Source organism: Halomonas llamarensis, assembly GCF_023555005.1.
Taxonomy (GTDB): domain Bacteria; phylum Pseudomonadota; class Gammaproteobacteria; order Pseudomonadales; family Halomonadaceae; genus Vreelandella; species Vreelandella llamarensis.
On the sequence record NZ_JAMJPJ010000001.1, the window covers coordinates 18,214 to 32,145 of the forward strand.

12 protein-coding genes are annotated in these 13,932 nt (G+C 58.5%); 7 read left to right on the forward strand and 5 right to left on the reverse strand.

What is annotated here, in order from left to right:
- Positions 1 to 9: 9 nt before the first annotated feature.
- Complete coding sequence (bktB, locus tag M8006_RS00070; RefSeq protein WP_250078814.1) at positions 10 to 1,197, forward strand: beta-ketothiolase BktB; 1,188 nt, start codon at positions 10 to 12, stop codon at positions 1,195 to 1,197.
- 28 nt (positions 1,198 to 1,225) lie between these two features.
- Positions 1,226 to 2,878: a fatty acid--CoA ligase gene (locus M8006_RS00075; protein WP_250078816.1), complete on the forward strand. Its 1,653-nt coding sequence runs from the start codon at positions 1,226 to 1,228 to the stop codon at positions 2,876 to 2,878.
- A gap of 19 nt (positions 2,879 to 2,897) precedes the next feature.
- Here M8006_RS00075 and M8006_RS00080 read toward each other — a convergent pair whose 3' ends face one another.
- Complete coding sequence (locus tag M8006_RS00080) at positions 2,898 to 3,920, reverse strand: AraC family transcriptional regulator (protein ID WP_250078817.1); 1,023 nt, start codon at positions 3,918 to 3,920, stop codon at positions 2,898 to 2,900.
- Positions 3,921 to 4,100: 180 nt separating this feature from the next.
- Between M8006_RS00080 and M8006_RS00085 the strand changes: the two genes are divergently transcribed.
- Positions 4,101 to 5,702 carry a GMC family oxidoreductase gene (locus tag M8006_RS00085; RefSeq protein ID WP_250078819.1) on the forward strand — a complete coding sequence of 534 codons (1,602 nt, stop codon included), beginning with the start codon at positions 4,101 to 4,103 and terminating at the stop codon, positions 5,700 to 5,702.
- A 70-nt stretch (positions 5,703 to 5,772) separates the two neighbouring features.
- Here M8006_RS00085 and M8006_RS00090 read toward each other — a convergent pair whose 3' ends face one another.
- From M8006_RS00090 to M8006_RS00100, 3 genes are read right to left on the reverse strand one after another with little or no spacing between them, the layout of a single operon-like run.
- Positions 5,773 to 6,714 carry a 5-oxoprolinase subunit C family protein gene (locus tag M8006_RS00090; protein ID WP_250078820.1) on the reverse strand — a complete coding sequence of 314 codons (942 nt, stop codon included), beginning with the start codon at positions 6,712 to 6,714 and terminating at the stop codon, positions 5,773 to 5,775.
- Between the two features lie 49 nt (positions 6,715 to 6,763).
- Positions 6,764 to 7,486 (reverse strand): 5-oxoprolinase subunit PxpB, encoded by a 723-nt coding sequence (pxpB, locus tag M8006_RS00095; RefSeq protein ID WP_250078822.1) that lies wholly within the window; start codon positions 7,484 to 7,486, stop codon positions 6,764 to 6,766.
- Positions 7,487 to 8,266, reverse strand: a complete 780-nt coding sequence (locus M8006_RS00100; RefSeq protein WP_250078824.1) for a 5-oxoprolinase subunit PxpA — start codon at positions 8,264 to 8,266, stop codon at positions 7,487 to 7,489.
- A 205-nt stretch (positions 8,267 to 8,471) separates the two neighbouring features.
- Between M8006_RS00100 and M8006_RS00105 the strand changes: the two genes are divergently transcribed.
- The 4 genes from M8006_RS00105 to M8006_RS00120 all read left to right on the forward strand — a co-directional run bounded on the left by M8006_RS00105 (position 8,472) and on the right by M8006_RS00120 (position 11,966).
- Positions 8,472 to 9,476 carry a TRAP transporter substrate-binding protein gene (locus tag M8006_RS00105; RefSeq protein WP_250078826.1) on the forward strand — a complete coding sequence of 335 codons (1,005 nt, stop codon included), beginning with the start codon at positions 8,472 to 8,474 and terminating at the stop codon, positions 9,474 to 9,476.
- A gap of 61 nt (positions 9,477 to 9,537) precedes the next feature.
- Positions 9,538 to 10,089 (forward strand): TRAP transporter small permease, encoded by a 552-nt coding sequence (locus M8006_RS00110; protein WP_250078828.1) that lies wholly within the window; start codon positions 9,538 to 9,540, stop codon positions 10,087 to 10,089.
- A 16-nt stretch (positions 10,090 to 10,105) separates the two neighbouring features.
- A complete protein-coding gene (locus M8006_RS00115; protein WP_250078830.1) occupies positions 10,106 to 11,401 on the forward strand; it encodes a TRAP transporter large permease in 1,296 nt (431 codons plus the stop codon).
- A 31-nt stretch (positions 11,402 to 11,432) separates the two neighbouring features.
- Positions 11,433 to 11,966, forward strand: coding sequence for a winged helix DNA-binding protein (locus M8006_RS00120; RefSeq protein WP_250078832.1), 534 nt, complete (start codon positions 11,433 to 11,435; stop codon positions 11,964 to 11,966).
- A gap of 56 nt (positions 11,967 to 12,022) precedes the next feature.
- Here M8006_RS00120 and M8006_RS00125 read toward each other — a convergent pair whose 3' ends face one another.
- On the reverse strand, positions 12,023 to 13,876 hold the full coding sequence (locus M8006_RS00125; protein ID WP_250078835.1) for a sensor domain-containing diguanylate cyclase: 1,854 nt from the start codon (positions 13,874 to 13,876) through the stop codon (positions 12,023 to 12,025).
- Positions 13,877 to 13,932 lie beyond the last annotated feature (56 nt).

Genomic DNA, 13,932 nt, shown 5'->3' on the forward strand with positions numbered 1-13,932 from the left:
ATTACTCGCATGCGTCTTGATTCCGTTGTCATCCTGGGCGGCGCCCGCACGGCCATTGGCAGCTTCGGCGGCAGCCTCTCGGGGCTTGCGCCGTTTGAGCTTGGCACCCTTACCGCCCAAGAAGCCCTAAGCCGCTCAGGCGTTGAGGCCGACGCCATCGACCACGCGGTCTACGGCCATATCATCACCACCGGCCCGCAGGATGCCTACCTCGCCCGCCATATCGCTCGTGAGGCAGGCGTGCCCGACGGCGCGGGTGCGCTAAACGTCAACCGCCTGTGCGGTTCCGGGGTGCAGGCGCTGCTCTCCGCGGCCCAACAAATCACCCTGGGCGATAGCCGCTTTGCCCTGGCGGGCGGCGCGGAATCCATGAGCCGCGGCGCCTATTTGTTGCCGCCGCAGGCGCGCGCCGGGCTGCGCATGGGCCACGCAACCGTCACCGATTTAACCCTTGGCATCTTAAGCGACCCTTTTGGTAGCGGCCACATGGGCTGCACCGCCGAGAATATCGCCAGCCGCTACGGCATAAGCCGCGAGGCGGTGGATCGTTTTGCCATGGAGAGCCACCACAAAGCGGCGCGCGCCATTGCCGAGGGGCGCTTTGCCGAGCAGATCGTGCCGGTCACGGTGCGCGAGGGCAAAAAGGAGCGCGTGTTTGATCAGGACGAGCACGTGCGCGATGGCGTTTCACTAGACGACCTGGCGCGGCTCAAACCGGCCTTCCAGAAAGACGGCATCGTCACCGCCGGTAACGCCTCGGGCTTAAACGATGGCGCCGCAAGTTTGGTGCTCGCCGATGCCGACGAGGCCAACCGGCGCGGTTTAACACTCCGGGCGCGGCTTTTGGTCGGCACTTCCGCCGGGGTCGAGCCGCATTTGATGGGGCTGGGGCCGATTCCTGCGGTCACCCGCTGTCTCTCGCAGGCCGGGCTTTCTATCGACGATATCGACGTCATTGAATCCAATGAGGCCTTTGCCGCCCAAGCCATCGCGGTGGCTGACGAGCTCAATTTCCCCGCCGAGCGACTCAACCCCAACGGCGGCGCTGTAGGGCTTGGGCATCCGGTAGGTGCGACCGGTGCTATCCTGACGCTCAAGGCGCTGGCCGAGCTTGAGCGCACCGGCGGGCGCTACGGGTTAATTACCCTATGCATCGGCGGCGGCCAAGGCATTGCCCTGCTGATCGAGCGCAGCTAATTCATACGCAAAACGAGGACACACAACAATGACGACCGTCACGCCCAAAATTTTGCCGCCCACAGCTTCAGCAACAAACCCGCCGCTTTTAATCAGTGAGCTATTAGAAAGCGGCGTGCGCATGGCGGGAGATAACCAGATCGTCTACCGCGATCTAAGCCGCCACAGCTACGCCCGTTTTCAAGAGCGAGTTCACCAACTGGCCCACCTGTTGACCGCACAAGGTGTGAAAGCGGGCGATGTGGTCGCGGTGCTCGATTGGGATAGCCACCGCTACCTGGAAGCCTTTTTTGCCGTACCGATGATCGGCGCGGTGCTGCATACGGTGAACGTGCGCCTCTCGCCCGAGCAGCTCCACTACACCATGGAGCACGCCGAAGACGCTTTCGTGCTCATCCATCCGGATTTCGTGCCGCTGTTAGAGCCCCTTCACAAGCGCCTCCCGCTGGTTCGCGGCTACCTGCTCTGCCAAGATGAGCCGGGCGAGCTCAACACGACGCTGCCCCTCGTGGGTGAATACGAAGCGCGACTGGCCGAGCAACCCAGCCACTACGACTTCCCCACCTTCGATGAAAACGCGGTGGCCACGCTTTTTTACACTACCGGCACCACCGGCAACCCCAAGGGTGTTTACTTCACCCACCGCCAGTTGGTGCTGCACACCCTGACGGAGGCCAGCACACTGCAAGCGCCGGGGGTTGAGCTACTTAACCGCGACAAGGTCTACATGCCGATCACGCCGATGTTTCACGTTCATGCGTGGGGCGTGCCCTATACCGCGACATTGCTCGGTGCCACTCAGGTCTACCCTGGGCGCTACGAGCCTGACATGCTGATCACGCTACTGGTCACGGAAAAGGTCGATTTCTCGCACTGTGTGCCGACGCTGCTCGGCATGGTGGTCGGCGCCGAGGCCATCGACTCAGGCAAGGTGGATCTTAGCGGCTGGAAAGTCCTGGTCGGCGGCAGCCCGCTCACGCAGGCATTGTCGCGCCGCGCGTGGGAGCTGGGTATCGATACCCGCAGCGCTTACGGCATGTCGGAAACCTGCCCACTTCTCACCGCCGATATTCTGCCCCAGGATATCAACGACGCTGATTTCGACACCCAGCTGCCGTGGCGCTGCAAGGCGGGCGTGCCCATTCCGCTGGTGCATATGCAGGTGGTTAACGAAGCGGGCGAACCGCTGCCCCACGATGGCGAAAGCGTCGGCGAGGTCCGCGTGCGCGCACCCTGGCTGACCCAGGCCTACTACAAAGAGACCGAGCGCAGCGAAGCGCTATGGCAAGGCGGTTGGCTGCACACCGGCGATGTGGCAACGCTAGATACGCGCGGCTTTCTGCAGATCCGCGACCGTATCAAAGACGTGATCAAAACCGGCGGTGAATGGGTCTCGTCGCTTGAGCTTGAAAATCTGATTGCTCAGTGCCCTGGCGTGGCCGAGGTCGCGGTGATCGGTGTCGCTGACGATAAATGGGGCGAGCGGCCCGCCGCGCTTGTGGTGCCCAGCGATCTCAATGCACCGCCCGAAAGCAATGAGATCCAGGCGTTTCTCACGCAGTTTATCGAGCAAGGCAAGATCAACCGCTGGGCGCTGCCTTCCTTTATTCGCATCGTCGATGAGATACCGAAAACCAGTGTCGGCAAGCTCGACAAAAAACGTATCCGCCAGGACGTGTGACGGTTAGATCGCGTGATTATCAGGAAGTCGGCATCACAGTGGCCCGCCGATACGCGGCGGGCGAGTTGCCGGTCCAGGCGCGAAACGCGCGGCTAAAACAAGCCTGGTCTTCAAAGCCCAGCCCTTCGGCGATGCTCACCAATGGCTCGTTGCTGCGGGTTAGTGCCTCAACGGCCATATCCCGGCGCAGCTCGTCCTTGACCGCCTGAAAGTGCGTGCCTTCGACGGTCAAGCGTCGCGAGAGGGTACGCACCGACATATTCAGCGCCTCCGACACCTCTTTCACGTTTGCCGTTGCGCTCGGCTGGGGCACCAAATATTCTTTCATCAGATACTCTTTAGCTAAGTACTCGCGCACCCGGTGCGAGAACAAACGGTCTTCAAAAGAGACGTAAAACCAATCGGCCGGCGCCCGCTTTAAAAACTCTCCTAGGTGGCGTTTGGTTTGGCGGATGGGCTCTTCGAGCAGCGCGCGGTCGAAATAGAACACCGTCTGCGGGCAATCGAACGCGACTTTCCCCGGATAGAAGTACAAATAATCCGCGCTATGCGGTGGCTGCGTGTAGGCGCACTCCATCATCGCCGGGGGGATTTTGCGCGCAATCAGCCACGAGGCAATGCCGTGAAAAAGCTTGAGCATCAGCTCATGAATCAGCACACGGTTACCGTTTAGCGGTTGCTTTTCGATCAGGGCGATACGCGCCAAATCCCCTTCCACACGGTAGTCGTAGGCAAAGTCGTCGAGCAAAATATGGAAAAACAGCGTATAGCGATATAGCGCCACTTTGAGCGTCGGCGCTTCCAGCACGCTCAAACACAGCAACTTGAGCGTGCCACCGCGCAGCGGGCGGGCAAAAAAACCCGGCGTTTCGTCGTCATACTCGTTGACCAACAGCCGATACAGCGTGGCAAATTGCTCAACCGTCACTCGGCCGTGCGATGAACCCAGCAGAAAAGGCGAGATACCCGCACGTTTGAGCCAGCGCTTTTGCCACGTGGCCTCCTGCGGCAAGCCATCAAACAGTGACCTGACAAAGTGCATCGAAATAGTCGCTGTCAGAATGCGCCCCCTAGTCTTCCCGTTTTGCCATTAACGATTTGCCATTAACCAAACGGTCTTTTTCATAAACGCTGTTTGGCTCGCGTTTTAATACCAGCTATGGTCAACGAAGCGCAATAACCAACTCGTCGCATACAGAAAAACAACAAGGGAATCAAAACAATGGATTATGTCATTATCGGGGGAGGCGCTGGCGCGTGCGTACTCGCCGAGCGTCTTAGTCGCCACCCTGATTGCCAAGTTTGCCTTCTCGAAGCCGGCCCGGCGGATACCAACCCGCTCATTCACGCCCCGGCGGGCGTTCTGCCGCTCATGCACAGCCGCCGCTTGAACTGGGCGCTGCATACCACACCGCAAACGGAGCTCAATGAGCGGCGTCTTTTTTGGCCCAGAGGCAAGACCCTGGGCGGCAGCAGCGCCATCAACGCCATGTGCTGCACGCGAGGCCAACCGCAAGACTATGACGGCTGGGCGGCCGAAGACAAATCGCTTTCCGGCTGGGACTTTCCATCACTTTTGCCCCATTTTCGGGCGATTGAAGATCATCCGCTAGGCCCTTCACCCCTGCACGGTGAAAGCGGCCCGATCACCATCAGCAAGCTGCGTAGCACCAACCCTCTCAGCCATGCGTTTGTTGAGGCGGCGCAAGAAGCGGGCTTGCCGGCCAATAGCGATTTCAACGGCGCACAACAGGCAGGCGCGGGGTTTTACCATGTGATGCAGCGCGACGGGCAGCGCTGCAGTAATGCCCGTGCGTTTCTGCACCCGGCGCTTGAGCGCCCCAACCTCCACGTGCTGACCAGCGCTCAAGTGCAGCGCCTGGAAATGAAAAACCAGCGCTGCACCGCCGTGCACTATATAAGCCGTGGCAAACATCACCGCGTGCCGGTGGCGGTGGAGGCCCTACTCTGCGCCGGGGCGATTCATACCCCGCAGCTTCTCATGCTCTCGGGGATTGGCCCCGAACAGGAGCTCACACAGCACAGCATTCCCGTAAAACTTGCCCTGCCCGGCGTGGGCGCCAACTTGCAGGACCATCTCGATATCAGCGTCATCTGGCACGAGCAGCGCCACCACGGTATTTCGCTGCACCCGCGCTACTGGCCCAGAGGCTATAGCGCCTTGAAAGAATATTTGAATCAGCACCAAGGTGAGCTTACCTCCAACCTGGCCGAGGCCGGTGGCTTTGTCGCCACCGACTCTAGCAGTGCTCGCCCCGACGTTCAGCTGCATTTTCTTCCCGCCGTGGAGGTCAAACACGGCCGCAAGCTTGGCCCCACGATGCGCTATTTCGGCTACACCCTGCGCGCTTGCCTGCTACGCCCGGCTAGCCGCGGCCATATTGGCTTGCACTCGGCTAAACCCAGTGATCGCCCACGGATTGACCCACGCTACCTGAGCGAGCCTCAAGACATGGCGGGGATGCTGCGGGCGCTGGAGGCCGCGCGGGAGATCATGCACCAGCCCTCGCTTTGCAAGCTGGGCAAAAAGGAATGGCAACCCGGCCCTGGCGTCACGGACAAAAGCGCCATGAAGCGCGACATTCGTCAACGCGCCGAAAGTATCTATCACCCTGTGGGCACGTGCCGCATGGGCAGCGACGCGATGGCGGTGGTGGACCCTGAGCTGCGGCTCCACGGCTTGGACAATGTGCGCGTGGTGGATGCGTCGATTATGCCGACGCTGATTAGCGGCAACACCACCATGCCGGTCACCGCCATCGCCAGCCGCGCCGCCGATTTGATTCTCCAAAAGGGCTTTTAGCGCTGCCAAAATAACGCTACGACCGCGATGCCCGCGGCAATCATCGGCCAAGGCTTGATTCAGCGCGTCGTTAAAAAAACGTATGCCTAAAACGCCGGTACGCCATCAGCGCGCTTTCCGTTGAAGTCGCACGGAGGTGAACCGCCTGACCGGGCAAGCATTGCGCCAAGCGTGCGGCGGAAAGCGGTGTTAGCGCACCTAGGCGTGGGTAGCCACCGATGGTTTGGCGGTCGTTAAGTAGCGCAATCGGCTGGCCATCCGGCGGCACTTGAACGGCGCCGAGGCCAATGCCTTCGGAAATCATCGACGTCACGCGGCACGCAAGGGGTGGGCCGGTGAGACGCACGCCCATGCGGTCGGCGCGGTCATCTACCCGCCACGCCTGGTTGAAGGCGGCATAAAGGCTCGCCCCGGTAAAATCACTCACCTGGGCGCCGGGCAACAGCGCAAGCGTCGCCGGTTCGCGGTAGTCGATGCGCTCCTTTTCAGGCAGCTGGGTATACGCGACCGGTTGACCGGCCTTTTCGCTCACCGTTAAACGGTCGCCCTCGGCGAGCTTGCTGCCGTGGCCGTCAAAGCCGCCGAGCCCCTCGCGTGAAACGCAGCTCACACTTCCCAATACCGGCTCGGCGTAAAAGCCCCCGGCGACTGCTAAGTAAGCACGAAGGCCATTCACCGGTGACCCGAAACGTAGTATTTGCCCTTCACCCACGTTGACCCGCTGCCAAAGCGGCAGTGGCTTGTTATCGAGTGTCGCCCCCAGATCAGCCCCGGCCACCGCGATGGTCACATCACACTCAGCCGCAAGCGTTAGCCCACCGAAGGTAACTTCAAGCGCGGCCGCAGCCCAGGGGTTTCCCGCGAGGCGATTGGCCCACGCCCAGCCATGTAAATCTGCCGGGCCGCCTTGCGTCACACCCAAGCGGCGCACCCCGAAACGCCCGGCATCCTGCAAAAGCGCCAGTGGCCCGGCACGCTCGACACGAAACCCCACGTGGTTTGTCTCTGTCATAGGCCTCTCTCACTCATTGACTTGCCTCACTCATCGACTTCTCGGGTCGTTAGGTCTCGTCGACGGGGGTGGTATCGCCGCCCTTGCTGACGAAGGTATCTCGACCCACCGGCACAAAGCGCACGCAATCACCGACGTTTAACAGGCTGAAACCCTCCCGCTCGCGGTCGAAGAGCTTTGCCGCTGTGCGCCCGAGGATATTCCAACCGCCCGGTGTGGCCGTCGGGTACGCCGCCGTCTGGCGCCCGGTAATCGCCACGCTGTTTACCGGCACGCGCTGACGCGGGGTGTCGAGCCGTGGCACCTCCAGCCTTTCATCCAACAGCCCCATAAACGCAAACCCCGGCGCAAAGCCCAGCGCAAACACGCGATACGTTGCACTGGCGTGGCAATCAATGACTTGCTCAACGCTTAAGCCCGCGTGCTTAGCAACACGTTCTAGATCGGGGCCGACGCTTGGGTCGTACCAGGTCGGTAGCTCGTGCACCTTGCCCGCCAGCGCCGCTTTATCGGATTGCAGCTGACCTAGCCGTTGCGATAAGTACCGCCGCGCAGCTGCCGGGGTTAGCTGCATGGGGTCGAACACCACGAGCAGCGTGGTGTAGGAAGGCACCAGATCAATCAGGGCAGCACCGAAAGCCTCCTCGCACTCGCGCGCCAGCGCGCTGATCCAGGCGAGGTTATCTTCATCAATACGCTCGAAGAGCCTCACCAGCCAGCCATCCAAGCCAGCTGCCTCAAGTCGGGGTAAGCGTTGACCGTTTGCACTCACTTATCTGCCTCCTATCTCTGCCTCCTGGCGAGCAGGGTCGTTGAGCGCTTGGCGAATGGCCTTTACGGCCGCGATAGACTCTGGGTTATCACCATGCACACACAGCGTATCCGCTTTGAGTATCAGCTCGCTGCCATCGCGAGCGGTTAGCGGCTGCCCACGAGCAATGCGTACCGCCTGATCGACAATGACGTCCGGGTCGTGATGCACCGCGCCCCTTTCGCTGCGCGATACCAAGCGCCCCTCTTCGTCGTAAGCGCGATCGGCAAATGCCTCGAACCACAGCGTGACGCCGTGTTCGGCGGCAAGCGCGCGAACGGATTGTGTGTCGCGGGTCGCCATGGTCATTAAAGGAAGCGACGCATCAAAAGCCAGAATCGCCCGTATGACGGCGGTCATGATGCTCGGGTCGCGGGCCATGTCGTTGTAGAGCGCGCCGTGAGGTTTGACGTAGCCTACCGTTACCCCCTCCGCGCGGCACACGCCGGCAAGCGCTCCCAATTGATAAAGCACCAGGTTTTCGATTTCCTCCGCCGAGCACGAAAGCGAACGGCGGCCAAACCCGACCATATCCGGGTAAGCCGGGTGCGCTCCCACCGTGACGCCGTGCTTGCGCGCCAGGCGCACCGTCATACGCATCACATCGGGGTCGGAGGCGTGAAACCCGCAAGCCACGTTAGCCAGGTCGATATGTGGCATCACTTCGTGATCCATCCCCATCACCCAAGGGCCGAAACTCTCCCCCATATCGGCATTGAGCCGTAACGAGCGTGACGGCATATAAACCTCCTTAGCATCATTTATACCAACAATTTATCAACGTTTTATCGTCAAAACATCATCCATTAGTCTATATATCGTTGACTAACCGATTAAACACCGCCTAACCTCGCTCACAATGACTGTCTACACTCACTTAGGCCTAGCCGGTGACATTGATGACGTTGCCAGGCTAATAACAATTTATTTGTATGAGGATCGACTTATGACGTTTCACCCATACCGCCTTCCCTATTTCGCTACGGCAGCAAGCCTCGTTTTGGGACTCACCGCCGTGAGCATCAGCGCTCAAGCGGCCACTGAATGGGATATGCCAACGCCTTACGGCGACCGCACGTTCCATACGGTCAATATTCGCGAGTTTACCGACGATATCCGCGAGGCCACCGATGGCGAGCTGGATATCACCGTCCACTCTAACGGCTCGCTTATCGGTCACGCGGAAATCAAGAACTCGGTACGCCGGGGGATCGTCCCAATGGGCGAGCTGATCATGTCGCGCTTGGCCAACGAAAACCCCATTTACGAAGTGGATTCCGTACCTTATTTGGCGACAGGGTATGATGATGCACGGTCGCTTTGGGAAGCCTCGCGCGACATCATCGCCGAAGAGTTACAAGGCCAGGGGTTGCGCTTGCTTTTCTCAGTGCCTTGGCCACCGCAGGGGATTTACACCAACGAAGCGCTAGCGTCGGGTGGCGACCTGAAAAACTTAAGCATGCGGGCTTACAACACCTCAAGCGAACGTATTGCGCAATTGACGGGGGCTGTTCCTACCCAGGTGGAAGTTCCCGACATCCCCACCGCCTTTAGCACCGGCCGCGTTGACGCCATGATCACATCGCCCGCCACTGGCGCCGATACTAAAGCGTGGGATTACCTTAGCCACTTCAACCATGCCCAGCTGTGGCTGCCGAAAAACATGGTGATTGTGAGCGAGAAAGCCTTCTCCCGCCTCGATGAAGCCACCCAAGAGGCCGTGCTCGAGGCCGCCGAAGAAGCCGAACAGCGCGGCTGGGAAATGAGCCGCCAGGAAACCGAGGACGCCATTGCGGTACTCAAAGAAAACGGCATCGAGGTCAGCGAACCCAGTGCAGCGCTGTCCGAGACACTTCGTAAAGTCGGTAAAACGATGACAAGTGAATGGGTAGAGCGCGCTGGCGAGCAGGGTGAAGCCATTCTAGACGCTTACGAAACTACCCGTGAGTAACCTTTCAAGCCACCCCGGCCTTTGAGGCTGGGGTGCTTCAAGACCCTATGCGGATCCCATCATGACGTATCGACTTCGCCCACTTTACAATCTCGGCGGTTATATGGCCGCCGCTTGCCTGAGCTTCATTTGTTTACTGATTACGACCCAAATTCTCGGCCGCATCATTGATCGCGTGGCCACGGCTATCGGTGGCGACCGTATTGGTTTGTCTATACCAGGGCTGTCGGAGATTTCCGGTTTTTTACTCGTTGGAGCGAGCTTTCTGGGGCTGGCGTATACTTTTATCCACGGCGGCCATATCCGTGTCACTCTAGTGATTGGCCGCCTTCCCGCCGCAGCGCGCGTTTGGGTCGAAGTATTCTGCCTCACCGTCGCTTTGGTACTTTGCGTTTACCTAGCTTGGAATCTCTTTTGGCTACTCGACGACAGCATTGCATTTAATGAAACCTCTTACGGGCTTTTACGCATTCCGCTATGGATTCCGCAATCCGCCATGCTATTAGGGGTCGCGCTTTTCTGCCTGGCACTATTTGAGAGCGCATTTCAGACCCTGATGGCCGCGATCAAAAACCCGCATAAATTTACCATTGACGACGGTGGGCACGAGTAAGCCTCGGAGATTACCTATGCTATTAATGATGATCGTGCTCTTTGGCGTTCTTTTAGTGCTGCTCGGCGGTGGCGTCTGGGTCGCCTTTTCACTGCTGGGGCTGGGCTGGCTTGGGCTTTCGCAATTCACCTCGGTGCCGGTGGGCAGCGTTATGGGCTCGAATATCTGGGGCTCAAGTTACAGTTGGGAGCTGACCGCGTTGCCGATGTTTATCTGGATGGGAGAAATTCTGTTCCGCTCACGCCTTGCCGATGACATGTTCACAGGGCTTTCTCCCTGGATGCAGCGCATTCCGGGCCGGCTTTTGCACACCAACGTCGTTGGCTGCGGGCTGTTTGCCGCCGTGTCCGGCTCTTCTGCTGCCACCTGCGCTACCATGGGCAAAATGACCCTCCCCGAATTGACACGGCGCGGTTATGACGAGAGCTTGGTGATCGGCACCCTGGCCGGTTCCGCCACGCTCGGCCTTTTGATTCCACCTTCTATTATTTTGATTGTCTTCGGCGTGGCCACGGACCAATCGATTGCCCGGCTCTTCATGGCGGGTATCTTCCCCGGCCTCATGCTGATTTCCCTGTTTGCGCTGTACTTGATGATATGGTCCTGGCGTCATCCTGACCGTGTACCACCGGCTGAAAGCGGCATGCCGTTGAGAGAAAAGTTACACCATACACGCCGTTTGATACCCATGCTGGCCCTCATTGTCGGCGTGATTGGCTCCATCTACACGGGCTTGGCCTCTCCCACCGAAGCTGCCGCGGTGGGTGTCGTGCTATCGCTCGTACTGGCGCGGGTTCAGGGCAACATGGGCGTTAGTATGTTCCGCGATGCGTTGATGGGGGCCGTACGCACGTCCACCATGATTGCCTTTATCCTCGCCGGCGCGTCGTTTCTCACGGTGGCCATGGGTTTCACCGGCTTACCTAGCGACCTAGCGGCCTGGATTGGCACAATGAACCTATCGCCCTGGATGTTGTTGGCGGCCCTCACGGTGTTATTCATTTTGCTGGGCTGTTTCTTGGATGGTATTTCGGTCGTCGTACTCACCACCTCTATCATGTTGCCCATGGTGGAAGCGGCCAATATTGACTTAATATGGTTCGGGATTTATCTCGTGATTGTGGTGGAGATGTCTCAGATCACACCGCCGGTAGGCTTCAACTTGTTCGTGCTGCAAGGCATGACGGGGCGCAACATTCTCTCCATCGCCTGGGCGGCCATGCCGTTCTTCTTTTTGATGATGCTGGGCGTGGTGCTGATCAGCCTATTTCCCGGTATTGTCACTTGGTTACCTCAGGCGATGAGCAATTGATACGGCTACCACTCAAGGAGAGCGCAACACTATGGAACATGAACCGACCGCGCCCACACGCCCGACTTATGAGCCTATCGTATCGTCGGAGCATTTATCGCGCAGCAGCCTGGAGCTTTCGGAACTTGAATTCGGGCTCATTATCGCTGGCCACGCTTTCGACCGCTGGATGGTGCGCTGCATGACCGCCACCGGCTATCCCGAACTCGGCGCGCTAGATGTTTTGGTGCTGCACAGCGTAAACCACCGCGAACGCGCCAAGCGCCAAGCCGATATTTGTTTGGTGCTCAACGTGGAGGACACCCACACGGTCACATACGCCCTCAAAAAACTGGCGCGGCTAGGGCTAGTCAGCGGGGAAAAACAGGGCAAAGAGACGTTCTTTCGCACCACCGACACCGGGCGCGATGCGTGTCGCCAGTACGCGGAAATTCGCGAAACCTGTTTGGTGGATTCGCTCGCGTCGATGGGCGTGGAACGTGATGAAATACGACGGTTGGCGGGGCTACTGCGCGCCATGTCGGGGCTTTACGACCAAGCCGCCCGCGCCGCGGCATCTTTATAAAGACATTGAGCGTGACCGTCAGGCCTTGGCTTCGACAGCACCAAGCGTGTGCCGGTCTACGTAGGCGACGCCACTGCCACGTTATTGCGCCCGCTGGTTTTGACCGAGTACATCGCGCTATCCGCTTGTTCTAACAATACTTCCGCCGTTTGTCCGCTTGTTGGGTAGAGCGCAATACCCACAGACACGCCAATGTCGATGTAATGGCCTTCAATCTGAAAGGCGTCGTTGAGCACCTCGACGATTTTTTCCGCTACCGGTTTGGCATCGTCTTCGTTTTGAAGCGGCGCGGTAATGACGACAAATTCATCGCCACCAATACGGCCCACTACATCGTTACTGCGAAGGCAGTGTTTGAGCTGTTTGGCCACATGGCGCAACAGCTCATCGCCCACATGATGGCCGTACGTGTCGTTAACCGGTTTGAATTTATCCAAATCAAGAAACATCAGCGCAAAAAAACCGCCTTCTTCACGAGCTTTTTGAATGGATTGCTGCAAATGGTTTTCCAACGCCGTGCGATTGGGTAGCCCGGTTAACTCATCAAAGTGGGCTAAGCGGCGCATCTGTTTTTCAACCTCTACTCGTTCGGTAATGTCATTAAAGGTCATGATGAACTGCAAGACCTGACGTCGCCGGTTTAATACAGGGGAAATGGTGAGCAAGTTGGGGGATGCACTCCCGTCAGCACCTTTGAGCCATACCTCTCCTTGCCAGGCATTTTCAGCGAGCAGCCGCTGATGCAGGCTTTCGGGGAGCGGGTCATCCTCATCGGGGGTAGCAAAAAAGGCCTTGATACGTTGCTGGTCAAGCACACCCTCGTCAGCCCCCGTTATGTCGATAAACGCGGGATTGGCTCGAATAATACGAAATGTCGCGTCGGTGATCACGATGGCCTCGTGAGTGTGCTCAAACACCTGATACACCAGCCGTAGCTCTTCCGTGGAGCGGGCAATCTGTTCCGCTTGTTCGACCATGGCATGCACGATGGGCTTCAACGCGCGCCATACCACAACCCCTGCCAACGCCGATAAAAGAATAATCACCAGGATCGTGACAATAATTTCTTGTATCACGTTGCCAAACACTTGGGTAATTTTTGAGCGCACACGCACGTCCCATCCATACCCATCCAGCGAGCGCAAGAAGGCCAAAACGCGATAGCCCTCTTTATCCACCGCGCGAAAAAAACCCTCTTGCGCTAACCGTTCGCGGCTTTCCTGCGAGGCCAAACAGCGGTTGGGCGGCATGATCTCTAACGCATTGGTCTCGGCATTCAACGCGACTCGCTGCGTTCCGTCACTGTTTAACAAGCAAATGGAAGCGCCCTCGACACTTTGAAACACCCGCTGCAAAGGCGCCAACGAAAACAGCAGCAGGTCGTAACCCACGCGTTCGCCCTCCACATAGACCGGGCTAAAGGCATGCAGTAACGGGCGACTCTCCTCGCCAGCTGTCTGTGTGTACGTTTTAATATCGACGGTTTTTAACAACGGTATCGCGCTGGGAAGCTCGTTTGCCATTGGCCCCACCCGCACCACTTCATTGCCAGAAATGTCGTAACGCACAAGGACGGCAAGATTGTCTATGCTGAGGACGGCATCCTCTAAGCGTGGCTTTAAATAAGGCTGAAGCACACTCAAAGATTGTTCGCCATTGACGTACGCAGCCAGCTGGCGGGCAATCTCGGTACGGCTAGCGGTTTGGGCGGCCAGTTTTTGATGCTGGTCAAAAATCGCCTGAATATTCGCCGTTTTGGTATCGACAACACGGCTGGCCATCTGCTCGGCTTGCGTATGCAACTGATTAATCAGCGGTATTGCAACTAACGCCGCTATCGTAATACCGGTGGCAACAACAGCGGTAATGGCGGTCGTGATAATACGACGTTTCTGTAGCAATAGGTGCATGAGAGGCAAAGGGCGTCAAACGCGATATAAGAATATAAACCATGGTAACGGTGTTT

What these genes read in the sequence shown, in the direction of transcription:
- M8006_RS00115 (WP_250078830.1), top strand. Translation starts at nt 10,106, where the DNA reads ATGCTATTAATGATGATCGTGCTCTTTGGCGTTCTTTTAGTGCTGCTC.
- M8006_RS00125 (WP_250078835.1), bottom strand. Translation starts at nt 13,876, where the DNA reads ATGCACCTATTGCTACAGAAACGTCGTATTATCACGACCGCCATTACC.
- M8006_RS00075 (WP_250078816.1), top strand. Translation starts at nt 1,226, where the DNA reads ATGACGACCGTCACGCCCAAAATTTTGCCGCCCACAGCTTCAGCAACA.
- M8006_RS00105 (WP_250078826.1), top strand. Translation starts at nt 8,472, where the DNA reads ATGACGTTTCACCCATACCGCCTTCCCTATTTCGCTACGGCAGCAAGC.
- M8006_RS00085 (WP_250078819.1), top strand. Translation starts at nt 4,101, where the DNA reads ATGGATTATGTCATTATCGGGGGAGGCGCTGGCGCGTGCGTACTCGCC.
- bktB (WP_250078814.1), top strand. Translation starts at nt 10, where the DNA reads ATGCGTCTTGATTCCGTTGTCATCCTGGGCGGCGCCCGCACGGCCATT.
- M8006_RS00080 (WP_250078817.1), bottom strand. Translation starts at nt 3,920, where the DNA reads ATGCACTTTGTCAGGTCACTGTTTGATGGCTTGCCGCAGGAGGCCACG.
- M8006_RS00120 (WP_250078832.1), top strand. Translation starts at nt 11,433, where the DNA reads ATGGAACATGAACCGACCGCGCCCACACGCCCGACTTATGAGCCTATC.
- M8006_RS00100 (WP_250078824.1), bottom strand. Translation starts at nt 8,266, where the DNA reads ATGCCGTCACGCTCGTTACGGCTCAATGCCGATATGGGGGAGAGTTTC.
- M8006_RS00090 (WP_250078820.1), bottom strand. Translation starts at nt 6,714, where the DNA reads ATGACAGAGACAAACCACGTGGGGTTTCGTGTCGAGCGTGCCGGGCCA.
- M8006_RS00110 (WP_250078828.1), top strand. Translation starts at nt 9,538, where the DNA reads ATGACGTATCGACTTCGCCCACTTTACAATCTCGGCGGTTATATGGCC.